At 72.4% G+C, this 20,045-nt stretch carries 14 protein-coding genes, 1 tRNA gene and 1 pseudogene; 12 read left to right on the top strand and 4 right to left on the bottom strand.

Translation table 11 applies throughout. From position 1 onward, the window contains the following. From QL983_RS04710 to QL983_RS04725, 4 genes are all read left to right on the top strand, one after another. Positions 1 to 297: VanZ family protein (locus tag QL983_RS04710; protein WP_290151492.1), on the top strand; the 297-nt coding region annotated here is incomplete at its 5' end. A gap of 34 nt (positions 298 to 331) precedes the next feature. Further along, positions 332 to 404 (top strand) — tRNA-Ala (locus QL983_RS04715). 246 nt (positions 405 to 650) lie between these two features. Further along, complete coding sequence (locus tag QL983_RS04720; protein ID WP_230297352.1) at positions 651 to 1,778, top strand: glycosyltransferase; 1,128 nt, start codon at positions 651 to 653, stop codon at positions 1,776 to 1,778. Continuing rightward, positions 1,778 to 2,869: a glycosyl transferase gene (locus QL983_RS04725; protein WP_113914321.1), complete on the top strand. Its 1,092-nt coding sequence runs from the start codon at positions 1,778 to 1,780 to the stop codon at positions 2,867 to 2,869. The genes QL983_RS04720 and QL983_RS04725 overlap by 1 nt, the downstream gene beginning before the upstream one ends. Positions 2,870 to 2,904: 35 nt before the next feature. Here the strand turns inward: QL983_RS04725 and QL983_RS04730 are convergent, their stop codons facing one another. After that, a complete protein-coding gene (locus QL983_RS04730; protein WP_113914320.1) occupies positions 2,905 to 4,899 on the bottom strand; it encodes a glycosyltransferase in 1,995 nt (664 codons plus the stop codon). Between the two features lie 165 nt (positions 4,900 to 5,064). Here QL983_RS04730 and QL983_RS04735 point away from each other — a divergent pair, with 165 nt between their 5' ends. The 3 genes from QL983_RS04735 to QL983_RS04745 all read left to right on the top strand — a co-directional run bounded on the left by QL983_RS04735 (position 5,065) and on the right by QL983_RS04745 (position 9,864). Next, a complete protein-coding gene (locus tag QL983_RS04735) occupies positions 5,065 to 6,177 on the top strand; it encodes a hypothetical protein (RefSeq protein ID WP_230297351.1) in 1,113 nt (370 codons plus the stop codon). Then, positions 6,174 to 8,570, top strand: coding sequence for a WcbI family polysaccharide biosynthesis putative acetyltransferase (locus tag QL983_RS04740; RefSeq protein ID WP_290151497.1), 2,397 nt, complete (start codon positions 6,174 to 6,176; stop codon positions 8,568 to 8,570). Before QL983_RS04735 ends, QL983_RS04740 begins: the two co-directional genes overlap by 4 nt. 112 nt (positions 8,571 to 8,682) lie before the next feature. Continuing rightward, positions 8,683 to 9,864, top strand: coding sequence for an FAD/NAD(P)-binding oxidoreductase (locus QL983_RS04745; RefSeq protein WP_135039676.1), 1,182 nt, complete (start codon positions 8,683 to 8,685; stop codon positions 9,862 to 9,864). Positions 9,865 to 10,034: 170 nt separating this feature from the next. Here QL983_RS04745 and QL983_RS04750 read toward each other — a convergent pair whose 3' ends face one another. Further along, complete coding sequence (locus QL983_RS04750; RefSeq protein WP_144919296.1) at positions 10,035 to 10,796, bottom strand: OBAP family protein; 762 nt, start codon at positions 10,794 to 10,796, stop codon at positions 10,035 to 10,037. 345 nt (positions 10,797 to 11,141) lie between these two features. Between QL983_RS04750 and QL983_RS04755 the strand changes: the two genes are divergently transcribed. Next, a complete protein-coding gene (locus QL983_RS04755) occupies positions 11,142 to 11,417 on the top strand; it encodes a DUF1540 domain-containing protein (RefSeq protein ID WP_230297348.1) in 276 nt (91 codons plus the stop codon). A gap of 9 nt (positions 11,418 to 11,426) precedes the next feature. Here the strand turns inward: QL983_RS04755 and QL983_RS04760 are convergent, their stop codons facing one another. Continuing rightward, positions 11,427 to 12,254 (bottom strand): hypothetical protein, encoded by an 828-nt coding sequence (locus QL983_RS04760; RefSeq protein ID WP_230297347.1) that lies wholly within the window; start codon positions 12,252 to 12,254, stop codon positions 11,427 to 11,429. 161 nt (positions 12,255 to 12,415) lie between these two features. After that, positions 12,416 to 14,140: a helix-turn-helix domain-containing protein gene (locus tag QL983_RS04765; protein ID WP_290151502.1), complete on the bottom strand. Its 1,725-nt coding sequence runs from the start codon at positions 14,138 to 14,140 to the stop codon at positions 12,416 to 12,418. Positions 14,141 to 14,262: 122 nt separating this feature from the next. Here QL983_RS04765 and QL983_RS04770 point away from each other — a divergent pair, with 122 nt between their 5' ends. The 4 genes and pseudogenes from QL983_RS04770 to QL983_RS04785 form a co-directional block, all read left to right on the top strand. Then, the gene (locus tag QL983_RS04770) at positions 14,263 to 15,366 is read left to right on the top strand and encodes an alcohol dehydrogenase catalytic domain-containing protein (RefSeq protein WP_230297345.1); all 1,104 of its coding nucleotides are present in this window, start codon (positions 14,263 to 14,265) and stop codon (positions 15,364 to 15,366) included. An 11-nt stretch (positions 15,367 to 15,377) separates the two neighbouring features. After that, complete coding sequence (locus QL983_RS04775; protein WP_230297344.1) at positions 15,378 to 16,790, top strand: DUF3360 domain-containing protein; 1,413 nt, start codon at positions 15,378 to 15,380, stop codon at positions 16,788 to 16,790. Between the two features lie 222 nt (positions 16,791 to 17,012). After that, the gene (locus QL983_RS04780) at positions 17,013 to 18,974 is read left to right on the top strand and encodes a class I SAM-dependent DNA methyltransferase (protein ID WP_230297343.1); all 1,962 of its coding nucleotides are present in this window, start codon (positions 17,013 to 17,015) and stop codon (positions 18,972 to 18,974) included. Positions 18,975 to 19,009: 35 nt separating this feature from the next. Then, positions 19,010 to 19,426, top strand: a pseudogene (locus QL983_RS04785) (restriction endonuclease subunit S); the annotation flags it as partial. Positions 19,427 to 20,045 lie beyond the last annotated feature (619 nt).

Below are 20,045 nucleotides of genomic sequence, written 5' to 3' on the forward strand. Positions count from 1 at the left end.
TACCTGCCGGGCGAGCAGGTGCCGGAGGCCGGGTTCACCGTGCCCGGACTGGACAAGGCGATCCACGTGGCCGTGTTCGCGCTGCCCGCGTTCCTCGCCGTGGGGCGGGGGCGGAGCGCGTGGTGGGCGCTGCCGTTCGCGGTGCACGCGCCGGTGAGCGAGCTCGTGCAGCACGCGTGGGTGCCGCTGCGGACGGGGGACCCGGTGGATGTCGTCGCGGATCTGGCGGGTGTGGTGCTCGGCGTGGTCGCCGCGGGGCGCCGCCGGATTGGAGGATCGGGGGCGTCGGGCGTATGATGGTCCGGTGCACTCCTGCGGGAGGGCATGACCTGGGGCTATAGCTCAGTTGGTAGAGCGTTTCGTTCGCAATGAAAAGGTCAGGGGTTCAATTCCCCTTAGCTCCACGGGCCGTCCCGGTCCGCGATCCCTGAGATCGCGGGCCGGGACTTTCTCGTGACGGGGGGGTGTGCGCCTGCCCTGCCCTCACCCCCGGGAGGGGGGTCGGCGCTTCCGGGGGGACCCCCCGGGTGTCTACAGTGCCGGGGTACGTCAGCGCGGACGTGACGCGGTCGTCTCACCGCAGGTCAGTCGCGCTTCTGCCGCCCCGCACGGGGCCGTTCGGCCCGGCCCGGGCCGGGAAGGGGACGCCGATGCGCATCAGCGTGCTCACCCACATGCTCCACCCCATCCGTTCGCCCTACGAGGGCGGGCTGGAGATGCACACGGCCATGACTGTGGAGCACCTCGTGCGCCGGGGCCACGACGTCACGGTCTACGCACGGGAGGGCACCCGGCTGCCGGGTGACGTCGTCGCCGTGCTGCCCGCCGAGGGCGCCGGCCCGGGCCGCGCGGGCGCCCGCGTGCGCGAGGCGGCCGCCCGCCGGGCCTGCGCGTTGATCCTCGATGACGACTCCGACGCCGTCCTGAACAACTCCCTCTCCCCGGCGCCGCTCGAGCTGCTGCGCGCCCGCCCCATGGTCACCGTCCTGCACACGCCGGCCACGCTGGCGGAGGTGCTGGCCGTCGTCGACGCCCCGGGCTGGACGGCCCCCGACCACCATCGGTGGGCCTCGGTGTCCGCGTCGAACGCGCTGGCCTGGCAGCATCGGCTGCCGCGGGTGGATGTGGTGCCCAACGGGATCGAGCTGCACCAGTGGGTCTCCGACGCCGTCCCCGTGCGCGGCCGCGCCGTGTGGTCGGGCCGGATCACGGCGGAGAAGGGCCTGCACGTGGCGATCGACGCCGCCCGGATCGCGGGCATGGAGCTGCACTTCGCCGGGCCGATCTCGGACGAGGAGTACCACGCCCGCGAGGTCGTGCCGCGGCTCGGTCCGGACACCGTCTACCACGGCCACCTCGACCATCACGCGCTGCCGCACATGCTCGCCACGGGCGAGGTCTTCCTGGCCACCCCCCTGTGGGCCGAGCCGTTCGGGCTCGCCGTGGTCGAGGCCATGGCGCTCGGCGTGCCGGTGGCCGCGCTGCTCAGCGGCGCGATGGGGGAGATCGTCGCCCCGCAGGCCGGCGCACTGGCCGTGCACCACACGGCGCAGGAGCTCGCGGTCTCGATCCGTCACGCCCGCCGCAAGGACCGGGGACGCGTGCGTGCGTGGGCCTGTCGGTTCAGCGCGGAGACCATGGTGGAGGGCTACGTGGACCTGCTCGAGCAGGCCGCCGAGGACGCCCGCGACCTCGCCGCCGCCGAGGACGCATACGGGTTCGACCCGCGGAGGGTCCCGCGCCCGTCCGCCGAGGCGGCGGACCTGGAGTCCCTCTGATGGCCCCGGCCCGCAGGCGGGTCCTCTACTACGCCCACCAGCACGGGGCGGGGCACATGCGGCACGCCGCGGGCCTGGCGTCGACCGGGGCGTTCGACGTGACGGTCGTGACCGCCCACCCCCGGGCGGCCGCACTGCTGCCCGCGGACGTCCCCGTCATCCCGCTGCCTTCGGACCTCGTGCCCGGCCACGAGCAGCCGGCGCGCTCGCCCCTGCACTGGTCCCCGGTGGGGCCCGAGATCCGGGCTCGCTTCGACGCCCTCCACGCGGCGGCGCAGCGGGTGGAGCCGGACGTGTGCGTGGTGGACGTGTCCGTGGAGGCGGCCCTGTTCCTGCGCCTGGCGGGCTGGCCTGTGCTGCACCGCCGCATGCACGGCGAGCGCACCGACCCCGCGCACGCCCTCGTGTACGCCGAGGCCGACGGCCTCTTCGCCCACTACGCCGCCGAGCTCGAGGTCCCCGCCTGGCGCGCCGCCCACGCGGACCGGGTCGCCTACCTCGGGGTCGCGGACGTCACCGGCCGGCTCGGCGCCCGCGCCACGACGACGTCGTCCGCCGGCGCCGCCCCGCGCGTCGCCGTGATCGCCGGGACGGGCGGCGGCGGGGTGCGGGCCGCGGACCTGGCCCGGGCGGCATCCGCCGTGCCGGAGGCGACGTGGGAGGTGTACGGCCCGATCGCCGGGGTGGGCGAGCCGGAGGCGCCGGGCGGGCTCGCGGCGGAGGCGATGCCCACCACCGTGACGCTGCACGGCTGGGTCCAGGCGCCGGCCCGCCGGGCCGCGGACGCCGACGTCGTGGTGGTCTCGGCCGGGCACAACGCCGTGGTGGATGCCGCCCGCTCCGGCCGCCCCGTGGTGCTCGCCCCCGAACCGCGGCCGTTCGACGAGCAGCGCGTGTTCGTCCGCGAGATCCACCGGGCCGCGGGCGTGCCGTGGTGCGCGTGGGAGGACCCGGACGCGGACTGGGCCGGCGCGGTGCGCGGCGCCCTCGCGGACCCGGCCGCCGCCGACCGGCTCGCGGGCCTGCTGCTCGTGGCGCCGGACGAGTACCGGCGGCGCTGGGAGGCGGCGATCGAGGGCGCCCTGGGCTGAGTCCGGCCCGCGCTCGCCCCCGACCGTCGGGGCACTCAGTACGCGGCGTCGTCGCGGCGGGCGGCCGTCAGCTCCGCCTCCGTCGGGTGACGCAGCAGCTCGAGCCGCTCGCCCTCGGGGTCCCACGCGATCAGCCCCGCATCCGCGAACGCGCGCAGCCACCCCTCCATGGCCCATCGGCCGTGCACCTGCCGGAAACGGCGGGCGTTGACCAGGATGTCCTCGAGGTGGTGCAGCGGCGGGGTCATCACCCCGTGGTGCTGGTGGAACGCCTCGGCGGGGCTGAACCGCAGCGTCAGGCCGGCGTCGCGGGCGCGGAAGGCCAGGTCCGTGTCCTCGGCGCCGTAGCCGGTGAAGCCCGCGTCGAAACCGCCGATGCGGGCCAGGTCCGCGCGCCGCAGTGCCAGGATCAGCGTCCACACGAGGTGCCACTCGTCCGAGGGGCCGGCGGTCAGGTGCGCGCGCGCCCGGTGGGGCACGGAGAGGCGGCGCAGCAGGGCGTCGGCGCGATGCGAGGTCAGGTCGGCCTCCCCGACGTCGCGGGTCCAGCCCGGCCGCAGGTAGCGGGGCCGGCCCATCACCACGGACCCGGGGTGGGCCGCGACCTCGGTGGCCAGCACGCCGACGGTCTCGGCGGCCGGGATGCAGTCCACGTCGAGGAAGACGAGGATCTCGCCGGTGGCGAGCTCGGCCGCGCGGTTGCGGGCCTGCGCCAGGGGCAGGCCGGCGTCGGCGGCCACGTGCCCCACGGTGACGGGCAGGTCCGTGGCCGGGACGCGCCCGTCCGGCTGGCCCATGAACACCACGACCACCTGGTCCGGGCGGCGGTGAGAGCGCTCCAGCCCGGCGATCACGCGGGCCAGGTGCTCGTCCCGGTGCCCCGTGATGACCAGCACGGACACGCTCGGCAACGCTCCGCGCGCCCGGGCGAGGGCCTCGCGGTAGACCGCCACGTGGGCGGCCGCCACGCGACGGCGCTGCCGGGCCCGGGCGGCGGGATCGGCGGGGGCCGTGCGCGCGCGGGCGCGCACGAGCGTCTCGAGCGCGTCGGCGAGGGAGTCGGGATCCTCCGGGTCGAACGCGGCGAGCGAGTCGGGGGTCAACCAGGCGCCGGACTGGTCCGCGATGTGCCCGATGTCCGCGACGGCCACCGGCACCCCCAGGTCCCGGCACATCTCCACCCAGCCCGAGTGGGTGCCGATGCGGTACGGCAGCACGGACACGTCCACGTCGCGCAGCAGCGCGTGCAGGGCGGGGTCGTCGAGCCGGTCGTGCTGCCACAGCTCGAAGCCGTGGTGGGCGCAGCCCGCGCGCAGCGCGGCCAGGGCGTCCTCGTCCTGCACGGTGTCCTGGACCTCCACGGTCACCCGCGCGTCGAGGCCGCGGTCGGCCAGCGTCGCGACGGCGGCGGCGAGCACCGGCAGCAGCGCCACCGGGGCCACCTGGGCGCGCAGGTCCTTGGCGTGCACCAGCAGGCGGGCGGGGGCGGCCGCGCCGTCGCCGTCGTCGGACGCGTCGGGGGGCAGCGCGCCGGGGGCGTCGTCGTCGCCCTGCGCCACGAGGTCCTCGAGCGGGACGATGTGCGGGTGGGGGACCACGAGGGCGCGCACGCCGTAGTCGCGGGCGAGGGTCGCCGCGGCGCCGGGGGTGAGCGTGAGCACGGCGTCCGCGCGGCCCAGCAGCACGGCCAGGCGGTCTCGGTGGGGGCCCTGGTCCGTCAGGTGCGGGTTCTCGAGGTCGTGCACGGTCACGACGACGGCGCCCCCGTGCGCGTGCTGCGCGTCCAGGGCGGCGGCCAGCTGGGCGGGGCTGAAGTGCTCGAAGCCGAAGTGCACGTGCAGCACGTCCGGGCGGTGCTCGGCCAGCCACTCCGCGTGCAGGGCCCGGGGCGGCCACCACTGGTGCGCGGGCGCGCCCGGCACCGGCGGGTCCGGCAGGAACTCCACGTCCGGCGCGGCGCCCGGGTCGAGGGGGCGGATCGCGCGGGTGTACGGGTGCTGCGCGGGCACGTGCTGGACGGTGATGCTCACGGGGGAGGGCCTCCTGACCTGGGGGATGCGACGCCGCGCGGGCGGCGTGTCCCCGTCCCGGGTCGGGGGTCGCGGAATCTAGTCTGTCAGGGCAGGATCGGAGAATCGGAGCAGCGGCATCCTGTCCGTTCCGGCGCGCCGCCGCGTCGAGGAGCGCCGCCGCAGGTGAAGGGGATCGTGGACGTGGACTCGCAGCCGCAGGGACGTGTGCTGTACGTGACCGTGGGCGCGCCGGAGCACGGCGTGGTGCGCCATGGCCGGCAGACCGCCGCCGCCCTCCGTCGGGTGGGCGCCGAGGTGGAGCTGCTCACGGCGGAGGACGTCGCGGCGTTCCGGGGCCTCGTGCCCGTGCTGGAGGAGGCGCGAGCGCTGGGCGCCGCCGTGCACCTGGACGTCACGGACGCGCTGTTCGGCCCCACCGCGACCGCCGCCGCGGACCTGCTCGTCGACGTCCTGCCCGAGGGCACCACGCTCACCCTGCACGACATCCCGCAGCCCGCCGAGGGCGACGGCCGCTACCGCCGCCGCGGCGAGGCATACGCGCGGCTCGCCCAGGCGGTGGACTGCGTCGTGGTCTCCTCGCAGCACGAGCGGGCGCTGCTGGCGGACCTGGTGGACGTGGCCGCGGACGTGGTCCCGCTGCCCGTGGAGGACCGCCGGGCCGCGGCCGCCCGCGCCGAGCCGGTGGTGCCGGAGAGCATGGCCGGCCTCGACCGGGACCTCGTGCTCTTCGGCTTCGTCTACCCGGGCAAGGGGCACGCCCTCGCCCTGGAGGCCCTCACCGAGCTGCACCGCCAGTGGGGCCCGGACTCCGGGGCGCCGCGCCGGCTGACGGCGCTCGGACCCGTCAGCATCGGGCACGACGACCTCGTGGCGGAGCTGACCCGCGACGCCGAGGCGCGCGGCCTGGAGTTCCGCGTCACCGGGTTCGTGCCGGACGAGTTCGCGGACGCGGCCCTGCTCTCGGCGGGCATCCCGTTCGCGGCGCACCGCAACGTGTCCGCGTCCGGGTCCCTGGCGGCGTGGACCTCGGTGGGACGGCGGGCGATCGCCTCGGCGGGCCGGTACACCGAGGAGATGGAGAGGCTGCGCCCGGGCACCCTGCGGCTCGTGCACCCGAACGGGTCGCCGGCCTACGCGATGGCCGAGGCGATCGCCGAAGCGGTCGAGGACCCCGAGCGCACGTGGCTGGGCCCCGGCGTGGACCTCTCGCCCGGGGCCGAGGACTGCGCGCGGATGCTCTTCGACGTGCTCCGCCGCGTGCACAGGTGGACGTGAGCGCCGCCGTCTCCGTGGTGGTGCCCTACTACCGGGCCCAGGCGGACCTCGACCGGCTCACGGCCGCGCTCGCGGCCCAGCGCGGCCTGACCGGCGGGCTGCAGCTCGTGGTGGCCGACGACGGCTCGCCCGTCCCGCCCCGGGTGGACCCGGGCCTGCCGTTCGACGTGGTGACCGTGCGCCAGCCGGACCGCGGGTTCCGCGCCTCGGCGGCCCGGGCGCTCGGGGCGGAGGCGGCCGACGGCGACGTGCTCGCCTTCCTCGACGGGGACATGCTCCCCGAGCCCGGGTACCTCGCCGCGGCCCTGGCGGCGGTGGCCGAGGCGCCCCGGGACGCCGCGGTGGTGGGTCGGCGGCGGCACCTCGCCGAGGCCTGGCTGGAACGGGCCTGGGCGCACGGATGGCAGCCCGGGCACGAGGTGCCCGCGGACGCCCGCCTGGCCGAGCCGGCCTGGCTGGGTGACGGGTACCGCGCCACGGACGACCTGCGCCGCGCCGACTCCACCGGCTACCGGTACGTCATCTCGGCCGTGTTCACGGTGGCGCGCGAGGTCTACGAGGACGCCGGCGGCTTCGACCCCGCCTTCGTGGGCTACGGCGGGGAGGACTGGGAGCTGGCGTACCGGCTGTGGCGCGTGGGGGCGGCGCTGCGCCACGCGCCGGACGCGGTGGCGTGGCAGGCCGGCGCCGACTTCGGCGGACGCGGCGACGCCGCCGAGGCCGCCCGGGTGAAGGCCCGCGAGGCGCTCGTGCTGGCCTCGCGCATCCCCGCGACGACGGCCCGCGGCCACGGCCTGTCCCTGGCCGGCCCGCTGCGGGTCGGGGCGCACGTGCGGGTGCCGGAGGGCGCGGACGGCGCGGCGGCGGCCGTGGTGGCGGTGGACGCCGTGCTGCGCGCGGCGCCGGGGGCGCGGGTCGGCGTCGTGGGCGGCCTCGACGAGGCGGCGGCGCGCGCGCTCGGCGACCCCCGCGTGCGGCTGCTGGGCGAGCCCGACGGCGGCGCGGCGGCGCCCGAGGACCTGCCGCCGGCGCCGGCGCGCGGTGACCTCGAGGCCGTGCGGTCGGTGCCCGACTGGTCCGTGGACGTGCGCGTGCCGCTGCGGCCCGACGCGGCCGGAGCCCGGCCTGACGCGGACGCCGTCGCCGCGTGGCTGCTGCGCCTGGAACGGGCCGGCGTCGAGCGCGTGGAGGTGCTGGGCGAGCCGGGCGAGCGGGCCGAGCGCGCCGTGCTCGCCGCGCTGACGTGCGCGCGGGCGCGGTGGCGGCGTCCGCGGGGCGGGGCTGGCACAATCGCGGGCAGGACGGAACACGGGAGGATCGATGAGCGAGCTGGACGAGCTGGACTTCGTGGCGCTCGCCGCGTTCCTGGCCTGGTGGTTCGGGACGGCGGGCGTCGACTGGATCCGGCGCGAGGACGGCTGAGCAGAGAGGACGCAGGCGTGCACGAGGACGAGGGACGACGCCGGCACTACGGGCACTTCTACGGGCTCGAGGACCTGCCCGAGGGCGACCTGTTGCTGGTGTGGGGCAACTGCCAGGGCGAGTCGTACCGGCGGCTGCTCGGCGGGGAGCCCGGCACACCGCTGCACGGGGCGGACCTGGTGAGCGTGCGCGTGCCGCCCGCCTTCGAGGCCCAGCCGGACGAGGCCGAGCACCTGGAGCGGCTGCTGCCCCGCGTGAAGGCCCTCGTCACCCAGCCGATCCCGCACGACTACCGGGGCATGCCCATCGGCACGGACCAGCTCGTGGCCCGGCTGCCCGAGGACGCCGCCGTGGTGCGGATCCCCGTGGTGTACGACGTCTCGCGCTTCCCCTGGCAGGTCACCCTCCGCAACTGGAAGTTCGCGCCCGGGGCGGCCGAGCGGCCGGGGGAGGACCCGCCCGTCGTGCCGTACCACGACCTGCGCGTGCTGGCCGAGGCGGCGACGGGCCGTCGTCGGCAGGTGGCGCCGGCGGCGATCCGTGAGGCCGCCGCCGCGTCCGTGCAGGCGCTGCGGGCGCGGGAGGAGGCGAAGGGGACGCTGTCCATGGCGGATCTGGTGGCGGCGGAGCGGGGCGTCGGCTTCTACACCGTGAACCACCCGACCAACACGCTGCTGACCCGCGTGGCCGAGCGCGTGGCCGAGCGCCTGCCGGGCGACGTCGCCGTCCAGCCCGTGCCCGCCTCCCGCGTGCTCCTCGGCGGGGTGCGCGCGCCCCTCGAGGCGGTCGTGGTGGAGGCCCTCGACCTCGACGCCGAGCCGACCGAGGACTGGACCGTGGCCGGACAGACCGTCCCGGCCGAGCAGCTGCGACAGACCCACCTGGACTGGTACGCGCAGAATCCGCAGGCTGTGGAGGCCGGGATGCGCAAGTACGCCGACCAGCTGCGACTGCTGGGCCTTGCGACCTAGCGCCGGCCCCGGCCCCCAGTGGAGGATGGGCGGCACGTCCCGTCCGCCGCGGAACACGTCTGCGGGGGCGGTCGTGCCGTTCCCTTGACCCCGTCATCCTACGGAGGACCACGTGACCGAGCAGTACAACATCCTGATCGTCGGCGGCGGCAACGCCGGCGTGTCCCTGGCCGCCGCACTGCGGCGGAAGCGGCAGGGGCGGGTCGCCATCGCCGACGGCCAACAGCTGCACCGCTACCGGCCGATGCTGAACTACGCGGCGGGCGGGCAGGCGGACATGGCCCGGTTCGAACGGCCGATGCGGGCCGTCATCCCGGACGGGGTCGAATGGATCCCGGACCACGTCGTGGCCGTGGACGCCGAGGAACGGACCGCGGTGACGACCACCGGGCTGACCGTGGGCTTCCGCCACCTCGTGCTCTGCCCGGGGCTGACCCCGTGGTGGGGTGCGATCGACGGGCTGCGTGAGGCCTACGCCGCCGGATGGGCGGCGAGTGCGCACGTGCCCGAGCACGTGGACGCCGCCCGGGCCCTGCTGTCGCGTGTGGCCGCGGGGGACCGTGTGGTGGCGAATGTGCCGGCTGAGCCCTCCTCGTGCGGCGGCACCGTGCTCAAGGCGCTGTTCCTGGCCTGCGCGGCATGGGAGCGCACGGGGATCCTGCCGGACGTGGACGTCCACCTGGTGACCCCGTACGGCCGGATCCTGGACCGGCAGACCATCGACCCCGCCCTGGCCGAGGCCGTGGCGAGGTACGGCATCCATGTGCACGCCGGCGCAGAGGTGAACGCCGTGGACCACGAGGCCCGCGAGGTGGTGCTCAACACCGGTGAGCGGATCACCGACGTCGCGGCCGCGTACATCACGCCCGTGGTGCGGGCCCCGGAGTTCATCGCCGAGGCAGGCCTGGCGGACGACGGCGAGGCCGGCCTGGCGGCTGCGGATCCCGCGACCCTGCGGCATCCCGTGCACCCGCACGTGTGGGCGCTGGGCGACGCCGCCGCCCTGGGCACACGGCCCTCCGGCGGAGCCCTGCGCCGGCAGGTCAAGATCCTGACCCAGAACATCCAGGCCGCGGACGCGGGGAAGCCGCTCCAGAAGTACGACGGCTACACAGTGATCCCCGTGATGGTCAGCCGGGACGAGCTGGTCCTGGACGAGCACGTCCGCGACGGCTCCGAGGACCGGTCGATCCCCGGCGTGGACCTGACGAAGCCGCGGAAGAGCACGGCGGCCTTCGACCGCTTCGGCCAGCCCCGGATCTACTGGCACCGACTGCTCAAGGGGAAGGTCTGAGCCCAGCGTTCTCGCTGACGCGACACGTGCGGCGAACGTGCTGTCCCACGCGGGGCGCCCCCGCCCGATCCGGATGATGGCGCCGGCCCGCCGAGCGTTTTCGTTCGGGAAACGGCGGCGTGTCGCACCGCTGTCGTTCGGGAAACGGCGCCCTGCCGACGACGCCGCCCTCAGTTGTCGCGGCCCCGCACCGGGCGCTCCTCGAGCGTGGTCTGCACGACCCGCCCGCGCTCCCAGCTGTTCGCCCCCGGCACCACGTCCGGGACCGGGATGTCCGCGCGGTTGCGCCGCTTGGCCGCGGTGTCCACGCCCACGCGCTCGTCCCGGGCACGCAGGAGGGCCTCGTCCACCTGGCCGTCGCCGGTGAGGCCCATCATCAGCTGGGGGATGCCGTACGGGAAGTCGTCCCGGTCGTACTGCCAGGTGTGGAACGTCTTCCCGTAGGTGTGGATGAGGTCTTCGAAGTAACTGTGCTCGGCCAGCTCGGGCACCCCGGGGGCCGTGAGGGCGCCGGAGCTCACCTCGTAGTGGTGGCTGTGCCACAGGCGCCGCTCCTCGTCGGGGAGGCTGCGGAACCGCTCCTCGCTGATGATGTACTCGATGCCGATCAGCCGTGCGTCCGGCGCGTTGCGGTCGAAGATCACGCACTGGTGCAGGTCGTGGCGCAGGTGGATGCAGAAGTGGCTGGCTTCGACCTGTCGGCCGAGGTCGTCGGCGTAGAAGTGCAGTCCGTTGAGATAGGTGCTCATCGCGCCCATGGGGTACTTCGGCTGGACCAGGCCGGATGCCGCGTCCAGGAGGCGGTGCTTGAGCGGGTGGCCCTTCCCGACGGCGCCCATGAGGGCGATCTTGCGGGCTGCGGTGACAGCGGCCGCGGTGCCCAGTCCGGCGGCGAACCCGAGGGCGGTGGAGGACAGGCGATGGGTGCTCATGGCCTCACGCTAGGAGCGCGGGGCGGACTCGGCCAGGGTGGTGGAGCTGCCGGGGCTGCCGGGGCTGCCGGGGCTGCTCAGGAGGCGTGGACGGCGGATCGTCTGCGCATCTGACCCTTCTGAGTGGGCGCGTGGTCGCCAGAAGGGCCAGAGATGCAGAAGATTCCGGGCGGCCGGCGGGCACGACGTCGGTCCATACGACACACGACAATGCGCAAAATGCATTTGCGCTAAACGTCTATCGACTAAGGATCACCCCTCTTGTGCTATTCGTGGACCGGAGTAATCTCGATTCGAGCAGCACCGCCCCGGTCCGGGGCGGGCCCGAACCGGGAGGATCACGCCATGACCACCGCCGTCCACACCTGCGCCGCCAGCGCCTGCGCCTTCAACACCGAGACGTCCTGCAACGCCCTGGCCATCACCGTCGCCGGCTCCGACCGCACGCCCGGCTGCGGCACCTTCGTCCAGCTCGACGTCCGCCGCCCGGTGACCGAGGGCGCCTCGACCGTCGGTGCGTGCCACCGCCTCGAGTGCACCTACAACGCCGACCTCGCCTGCACCGCCGAGGGCATCGAGGTCACGGACGTGGCCACCTGCGCCACCTACACGATCGACTGACGCCGCCCCTCAGGGGTGGGCGACCCGCGCCGGGATCGCGTCCAGCAGTCGCCGCCAGGCGTGCCGGGGGCTGTGGTCGAGTCGGCCCGCACCGGGCAGGGCCACATGCACCGCGGTGCTCTCGCCGTCGCGGACGCGCAGCAGGGTCACCCCGGCTTCGTCCGCGTCGAGGGCGTGGGCGGGGGACTCGGGCAGGGATCCGGTGCCGACCTGCAACGGGGTGCTCTCGCCCGGCAGCAGGCCCAGGGCGACGGCGTCGGCCAGGTCTGCGAGCACCTCGGGGGCGGTGCCCAGCACGTCGTCCGCCAGGTCTGCGAGCTCGGCCTGGTCGACGAGCCCGCGCGACGTGAGCGGCAGGGTGTGGCGGCAGAACACGGCGACGCCGTCGACGTCGTGCAACAGGATCCGCTGGGTCTCGACGACGCCCACGCGCACCCGTGGGCCGACGTCGGCCACGAGGTCCGCGACGCGACCGCGCAGCCTCAGCTCCGCGACCTCGGCCGAGTCCCGGCACCAGCGCAGGGTGCCGAGCAGATGCGCGGACGCCAGGCGGGTGGGGAGCGTGAGGTCCAGGGCGTCGCGCAGGACGTCCACGCGCACGTCCAGCGGCGCGCGCGTGTGGAACGCGCCGAGCGACCCGAGGAGGTTGGGGACGTGGGCGACCACGAGGCGGCCGTCCGCGCTCACGCCGTGGACGGCCGTCGTGAGCGTCTCGCCGGCGCGGAAGGCCGTGACCTCGACGGATCCCTCGCCGCGGAGCAGCCGCTGGGCCAGCAGCAGGCGACGGGGCGCCACGGGCGGCAGCGGATGAGCGGGGTGCGTGGAGGCGTGGGCCATGGGGTCCTTCCGGCGGGGGTCCGGAAACCAGTAAGGCACACCTCAGTGAGATACGCAAGGTGAGTGTTGTGTATTTGTCGTACGCGGGGGTGGTGGGGGCGTGTGTCAGGGATCCTCTGCGGATCTGACCCTTCTCGGCGGCCGTGGCCGGGTCAGAAGGGTCAGGTGCGCAGAAGATTCCCGAGGCTGGGGGCTGTCACTCCCGGGGCGCCGCCGTCGTCGCGTGCTGCCGAGAGCAGGGCGAGATGGAGGTCGAGCGAGCGCGGAGGCGTGTGCCAGTCGGGCCCAAGGACGGCGCCGAGTTGCTCCAGTCGTTGAAGGACCGTGTTGCGGTGGAGGAAGAGCCGACGGGACGTCTCGGCCACGTTCATTCCGGCGTCCAGGTAGGCCAGTGCGGTCTCGCGGAGTGCCGAGGCACGCTGGGGCGGCAGGTCGCGCAACGGCGCCAGCGGGCGGGTCGTCACGTCCTTGCTCGCCTCGCCGGCCCCGGCGAGGACCATGCCCACGGCGCCCACGGTCGACGCGTCCACGGCGTGGAGCCCTCCGGCCACCCGGCTGACGGCGAGGGCGTTCTCGAGCGTGTGGAACGCTCCCGGAAGATCGCGGAAGTGCTCGCCCGGCCCAAGGAAGGCCATCTGCCATACGGCCTCCGTCGCATGCCGAACTGCCGCCTCCACGCGGGCAGGCACATCCGGGCGGTCGCCGACCACGCACCATGTGCTTCCCCGCGGGGCGCTGAGGCGCACTCCCGCCACGGGTGAGAGCACTCGCTCGGCGAACTGAGGTTCGGGTACGGCGGCGAGATCGATGACGACCAAGCTGACCTGTGAATCCTCGCGCAGGCCGAGCTCGGCGAGCGCCCGACGTCGTCGCACGATTCCACCGGCGGAATCATCGACGAGTTCGGCCAGCAGGCCGGCGCCCGCCTCGAGCTCGGTGGCGCGCCGCGCGCTGCGGAGCCGTCGTGCGAGCAGGAGGTGCTGCGCGGTCCTGACCAGGGCTTTCTCCTCGGCAGAGTCGAGGGCGCGGCGGACGGCGAGCCAGTCGCGCGCGTCCCGATCTGCGGGAACGAGCGTCCAGGTGCAGCCGTCCGGCGCCACGACCTGGTGGGCCACCCCTGCGGTGTGACGCGAGGGGAGGGTGGGGGCGGGCCGCAGCGGCGACGTCGGACGTTCGGGGGAGAGGAGTTCCACTTCCACCCCCAAGTGCTCGGCGGCCCGATTGAGCACGGCCGTCTCATTGGGTTCTTCCAGAAGGGACTGGCATTGGCGCGAGGAGAGCTCATCCAGGCGAGTGAGCTCACGCAGGGACTGACGTTCGTGATCCCGGTCTGCGCCCGCGCGCCCCACGGCGTTGAGTGCCTCCGTGTAGCGGTGCGCGTTCTGGATCGCGATGGCGGCATGTTTGGCGAGTGACTCGACGATGGTCACCTCGGAGTGGGTGAACCTCCGGGCGCGACGTTCGGCGACCATCAGGGCGCCGAGCGGTCGGCCGTCGACGACGAGGGGTGAGCCCATGATCGCGTGGACGCCCTCGGCCTGCACCGCGTGGTCCACCTGGGGGATGTGGGTGATCGTCGGGTCGTTGGTGTAGTCGAGGCTCTGGAAGGGTGCCAGACCTTCCGCCACCTTCCCGAGCACTCCTGTGCCGATGGGCATCCGGATCGTCCGGTACGCGTGGGTCACGACGCCCTCAGCCCGGCGGATGTATGTCTCAGCTGCTGCGTGGTCATTGAGGCTGAGATACGCCATGTCCGTTCCGACGAGGGCCCGAGTGCGCCGAACGATGGACGCCAGGACGGATTCGGTGTCGGCCAGTTCCGCGAGGTCGGCAGCCGTGTCGAGCAGGGCTCGGAGGAGGCGGTGGTCGAGAGCGTCAGTGGTCACCCTGCCAACTTTATTCGGTGAGAGATGGACTGGATGTCTATAGCGCTTGACGGGGAGCGCTGATGGGATGGGAGACGGCCATGAGGCCTGCATCACACACCCCCGTCTTGGAAGGCGCTCACATGCTGATCCGTGGAGCTGTTCTCGAGGAGATCGGCCGGCAGAGGCCGTACGCCTCGTCCCGTCCCCTCACCGTCTCGGACCTGGAGCTCGATCCCCCGGGCGAAGGCGAGATCCTCGTCCGCATGGAGGCTTCAGGGGTGTGCCACTCGGATCTGTCCGTGGTGAACGGTCATCGCGTTCGGCCCGTCCCCATGCTGCTCGGCCACGAGGCCGCCGGGATCGTCGAGGAGCTCGGTGAGGGTGTCGACGACGTGGAGATCGGCCAGCGGGTCGTCATGACGTTCCTGCCTCGATGCGGCGAATGCGATGCGTGCAAGACCGACGGTCGCCTGCCCTGCACTCCCGGCACGGAGGCGAACAACGCCGGCGTCCTCCTGGGCGGCGGGGTCCGACTCCACCGCGACGGTGACGAGGTGCTCCATCACCTGGGCGTCTCCGGATTCGCGACCCACGCGGTCGTGAATCGGAAGTCCGTGGTGCCCGTCGGCTCTGACGTGCCGGCCGCCGTCGCTGCGGTCCTGGGATGTGCCGTGCTGACCGGCGGCGGCGCCCTGCTCAATGCCGCGGCCCCGGAAGAGGGGGACTCCATCGCGATCGTCGGCCTCGGCGGCGTGGGGGTCGCCTGCCTTCTGACGGCGGTGGCGAGCGGTGTGCAGGAGATCATCGCGGTGGACATGTCCGAGGAGAAGCGGGAGCTCGCCCTCAGCTATGGCGCGCATGCCGCCTACTCGCCCGAAGATATGGCGGAGCGCGGCATCAAGACCACCCACGCCGTCGAGTGCGCCGGCCATCCGGCGGCCTTCACGACGGCGTTCAACGCGACGGCGCCGGGCGGCCGGACCGTCACGGCAGGACTTCCCTCGCCCGAGCAGACGGCGGAGATCTCACCGCTCACCATCACGGGTGAGGCCCGCACGATCATCGGCTCGTACCTGGGCACCTCTGTGCCCGCTCGCGACATCCCGCGATACGAGCAGATGTGGCGTGAGGGTCGGCTTCCGGTGGAGAAGCTCGTCTCCGCGACCATGCGGCTTGAGGACATCAACGAAGCGATGGACCAGCTGGCCGACGGCCGTGCGGTGCGTCAGATCATCGAATACTGAAGGCCACGGACATGACGACTACTGCGCATCACTCGCTGGACGATGAAGGCATCGGCGAGGTCTCTCCGCATTGGAAGGCAGGGCCCTTCCAGATCCGCCTGCCGTTCGTGCACTACCGCTTCGAGTGGCCGGACTACGTCCAGGGCCTCTTGATGTGCGCCGTGGACCTGGCGGCCATCCCTCTGATGGTCGAACTGCTCGGCATGCCGTTCGAAGTGGCCCTCGCCGTCGTGGTGTTCAACGGCCTCCTGTACCTCACCCACCACCTCCTCGGCGATCCCGTGGTTCCCGGGTGGATCACCCCGGCGATCCCGCTGGTCATGGCCTACTGCTCAGCGTTCCCCGAGGGGGAGGAGCGTGTGCATGCACTCATCGCGTTCCAGTTCATGCTGGGCGTCTTCTCGATCACGTTGGGTGCGACGGGACTCGCCTCCAAGGTGGTCTCGCTGATCCCCTCCGCCATCAAGGCGGGCGTCCTGGTGGGTGCGGGAATCGCCGCCGTCCAGTCCATCTTCGTCGCCGGAGGGCGTTTCGAGACCTTCCCGGTCACCATCACGATCGCGGTGGGGATCGCCTTCCTCCTGCTCTTCTCCAGCCGGTTCGCCGCGATGCGGACCAAGAACCCGATGTGGCGCACGATCGGCAACCTGGGCATCCTCCCGGTGATCCTCCTGGCCGTGGTCATCGCACCCCTGGCCGGTGAAGCCCCGTGGCCGACCATCGAATGGGGGTTCAACACCCCGGACTTCGCGGGCCTCTTCGCGGGGTACACGATCTTCGGCATCGGCCTCCCGCCGGCCTCGATGTTCCTCACCGCACTTCCCACCGTCCTCGCGACCTACATCGTCGTGTTCGGCGACGTCCTCCAGTCCCGGGCGATCCTCAAGGAGGCCGACCAGATCCGCACGGATGAGGCGGTCGTCTACAACCCGGACCGTGCGCACCTGATCTTCGGCGGCCGCAACACCCTCATGTCCATGATCGGTCCGGACGTGGCCATGTGCGGTCCGATCTGGTCTGCCATGCACGTCGTGATCGTGGAGCGCTACAAGGAAGGCCGCAAGGCGATGAAGTCGATCTTCGGCGGGGCGGGGTCGTTCCGGTGGGGCACGAACACCGGGCTCCTGCTGCTGCCGATCGTGACGCTGGTGCAGCCGGTGCTCGGGGTGGCTCTGGCCCTGACCCTGCTCATCCAGGGATTCGTGTCCGTGAAGGTCGGCATCATGGAGGCCCGCAGCGTCAAGGATCTCGGAATCGCGGGAGTCACCGCGGCGGTGCTGGCGTCCAACGGTGCCGCATGGGGCCTGGCGACGGGCGTCATCCTCTGCCTCGTGGTCTACGGCCGGGACTTCTTCCGCGGGGAGCCCGATGCCACCTTCGGGGCCATGCTCCGCGCGCAGGAGGGCCAGGCCGCCGAGAACTGACGTCTCACGGGCCGCAGCCGTCGACCGGGGCCTCGGAATGCATCGTTCACTGTGGTGCAGACCGGGGCCTCGGTGCGTGGGTCTGGCCGCCGGAGGGTTCGCGCAACGAACTGAGTCCGAGTGGGAATCGGCCGTGCCGGGCGAGAGCCGAGACCTGGGGATGTCGCCGTGCCAGAATGAGGCCGACTGCCACACCGCCGTGCTCCGAAAGGCCCTGCCACCATGCCCTCTCCCCAGAACCTCTCGAACTTCGTGTGGGGGATCGCGGATCAGCTCCGGGGCGTGTTCAGGCCGAACCAGTACGGCACGCTCGTCCTGCCCATGACGATCCTGCGCCGCATGGAGGCGGTCATGGACCCGCACCGGGAGTTCTTCGCGGAGCTGGCGGCCAAAGGGCATCCGGACTTCGTCCTCGCCAACCTGGTGGAGTCCCGCACGGGCCTGACGTTCTACAACCTCAGCCCCTTCACCTTGGACCGCATCCTGCAGGAGCCGGACCTGCTCCGCACGAACCTGCTGGCCTACGTGGACGGGTTCTCCCAGAACGTGGCGGACCTGTTCACCTATTACGAGTTCGACAAGACGGTCGCCAAGCTGGACGAGCACGACCGCCTCTTCCTGGTCCTCCAGCAGTTCGCCTCCATCGACCTCTCCCCGGAGGTCGTCTCCAACGCGGAGATGGGCACCCTCTTCGAGGACCTGATCCGCCGCTTCGCCGCCGCCTCCAATGAGACCGCCGGTGAGCACTTCACCCCGCGCGACGCGGTGAAGCTCCTCGTGGACCTGCTCACGGCCCCGGACGACGACGTCCTCACCGGCTACCCGGTCCGCACTGTCTATGACCCCACGGCCGGCACCGGCGGCATGCTGTCCCTGCTGGACGAGCGCCTGCGCCGCATGAACCCGAACGCGGAGGTCCGCCTGTTCGGGCAGGAGCTCAACGACCAGTCCTACGCCATCTGCAAGTCCGAGCTGCTCGGCAAGGGCCAGGACGCGGACGGCATCGCTCGCGGGGACACCCTCAAGAACGACGCCCACCTGACCGAGCGCTTCGACTACGTCCTCTCCAACCCGCCCTACGGCGGCGACTGGAAGGCCTCCCGCACCGCGGTGGAGAAGGAGATCGCCGCCGGTGGCGCCGCGAACCGCTTCCCGGGCGGCGCCCCCGCCATCAGCGACGGCCAGATGCTGTTCCTCCAGCTTGTGGCCTCGAAGCTCCGTCCGGTCTCGGAGGGCGGCGGTCGGGCCGGCATCGTCCTGAATGGCTCCCCGCTGTTCACGGGCGGGGCGGGTTCGGGTCCGTCCGAGATCCGCCGTTGGCTGTTGGAGTCGGACCTGGTGGACGTGATCGTCGCGCTGCCCACGGACATGTTCTACAACACCGGCATCGCCACCTATGTGTGGGTGTTGGACAACAACAAGCCGGCAGACCGCCGCGGCAGGGTGCAGCTGATCGACGCCCGCACGTTCTTCACGAAGCTGCGCCGCAACGTGGGCTCGAAGAACAAGGAGCTGTCCACGGCGGACCGACAGCGCGTGCTGGACATCTACCGGGACTTCGACGCCCAGTCCGAGGACAACGCCGGGTTCTCCAAGGTCCTCACTGCGCAGGACTTCGGCTACCGGGAGATCACCGTGGAGCGCCCGCTGCAGCTGCGCTTCGAGGTGGAGGACGCCACCATCGCGGCGGCGCTCGCCACCAAGCCGGTGGACAAGCTTCCCGACGACGGCCGGTCAGCTCTCGAGACCGCCCTCGCCTCCCTGCGTGGCCGGGTCTGGGACCACCAGCCCACCTTCGTGCTGGAACTGAAGAAGGCGCTGAAGGAGCACGGCGTGACCGCCGGCGCTCCACTGGTGAAGGCCCTGACCGGGGCCATCGGCGTGCACAACCCCGAGGCAGAGGTGGTGACGAACAAGACGGGTGAGCCGGAGCCGGACACCTCGCTGCGTGACACCGAACTGGTGCCCTTCGGTCGGGACATTCACGAGTACTTCGAAGCCGAGGTGGCCCCGCACGTGCCCGGCGCCTGGATCGACGAGTCCAAGACGAAGATCGGCTACGAGATCCCCTTCACCCGGCTCTTCTACACGTACACGCCGCCCCGCCCGCTCGAGGAGATCGACGCCGAGCTCAAGCAGCTCACAGCCGAGATCATCGAACTCCTGCAGGAGGTTGAGCGGTGACAGCGTTGCATGGTGCCCTCGCGCCCAACGGTGGCATGAAACTGGCGCACGTTGCGACGGTGCTCAATGGCGGCACGCCGCGCGCCGACGACGTGAACTGGAACGGAGACCTGCCGTTCGTCACCCCTCCGGACCTTCGTGGACTCGACGGTGACTCGATCGTTGAGACGAGTCGGTCATTGACTGAGCTCGGTGCTTCCACCGGATCGACCGTCGCAGTCTCCGGTCTCGCAGTGTCGTGTCGGGCACCGATCGGCTACGTGGGTCGTCTGAGTCGGCGGTCTGCGTTCAACCAGGGGTGCAAAGCCGTTGTGCCGTCACCAGCGGTCGACGAGAAGTACCTGGCATACGTCCTTGTTGCTGCGAGGCCCATCTTAGAAGCGCTCGGACGAGGAACGACCTTCATGGAGATCAGTGCGAGCGATCTGGGATCACTGCTGGTTCCTGCTACAGGCCGGGAGGAGCAGCGACGAATCGCGGACTACCTCGATCGCGAGACCGCCACGATCGACGCCCTGATCGAGAAACAAAGACGAATGGTTCGTCTACTAGAAGAACGCCGATATGAGGCCATTGCTGATGCTCTGAACCCGGCACGAGAGACGGATGCCACTAACTGGTGGGGTTCCGGGCGAGCTCACTGGATATCCGGCCAGGTTTCCCGCCTTGCATCGGTCTCGCTGGGGAAGATGCTCCAAACGAGGGGCTCCGAATCCGACGTGCTGATGCCGTACCTACGTGCGGCCAACGTCCAACCGCATGGCCGTCTGGACCTATCCACCCAAAAGGAGATGTGGTTTTCATCAAGTGAAGCGACGGCTCATGTTCTGCGTGCCGGAGACGTAGTCGTTGTTGAAGGCGGGCAGGGCGGGTTCGGGCGCGCTGCCTTCTTGGAGGAGGACATTCCTGGTTGGGGCTATCAGAACAGTATTAATCGATTGAGGCCGAATGGGGGAACAGACGGGCGATTCCTCACCTATCTCTTGTTGCTAGCTGTAGGAGGGCATGACGTTGTTGACTCGGGCCGGGGCCAACGAGGCCGGCGGGGCGTTCCCGCAGGAGGTATGAGGC

It is taken from the genome of Micrococcus sp. APC 4021 (assembly GCF_030407635.1).
Taxonomy (GTDB): Bacteria; Actinomycetota; Actinomycetes; order Actinomycetales; family Micrococcaceae; genus Micrococcus; species Micrococcus luteus.

What these genes read in the sequence shown, in the direction of transcription:
- QL983_RS04760 (WP_230297347.1), bottom strand. Translation starts at nt 12,254, where the DNA reads ATGGCCCACGCCTCCACGCACCCCGCTCATCCGCTGCCGCCCGTGGCG.
- QL983_RS04720 (WP_230297352.1), top strand. Translation starts at nt 651, where the DNA reads ATGCGCATCAGCGTGCTCACCCACATGCTCCACCCCATCCGTTCGCCC.
- QL983_RS04755 (WP_230297348.1), top strand. Translation starts at nt 11,142, where the DNA reads ATGACCACCGCCGTCCACACCTGCGCCGCCAGCGCCTGCGCCTTCAAC.
- QL983_RS04780 (WP_230297343.1), top strand. Translation starts at nt 17,013, where the DNA reads ATGCCCTCTCCCCAGAACCTCTCGAACTTCGTGTGGGGGATCGCGGAT.
- QL983_RS04775 (WP_230297344.1), top strand. Translation starts at nt 15,378, where the DNA reads ATGACGACTACTGCGCATCACTCGCTGGACGATGAAGGCATCGGCGAG.
- QL983_RS04725 (WP_113914321.1), top strand. Translation starts at nt 1,778, where the DNA reads ATGGCCCCGGCCCGCAGGCGGGTCCTCTACTACGCCCACCAGCACGGG.
- QL983_RS04750 (WP_144919296.1), bottom strand. Translation starts at nt 10,796, where the DNA reads ATGAGCACCCATCGCCTGTCCTCCACCGCCCTCGGGTTCGCCGCCGGA.
- QL983_RS04770 (WP_230297345.1), top strand. Translation starts at nt 14,263, where the DNA reads ATGCTGATCCGTGGAGCTGTTCTCGAGGAGATCGGCCGGCAGAGGCCG.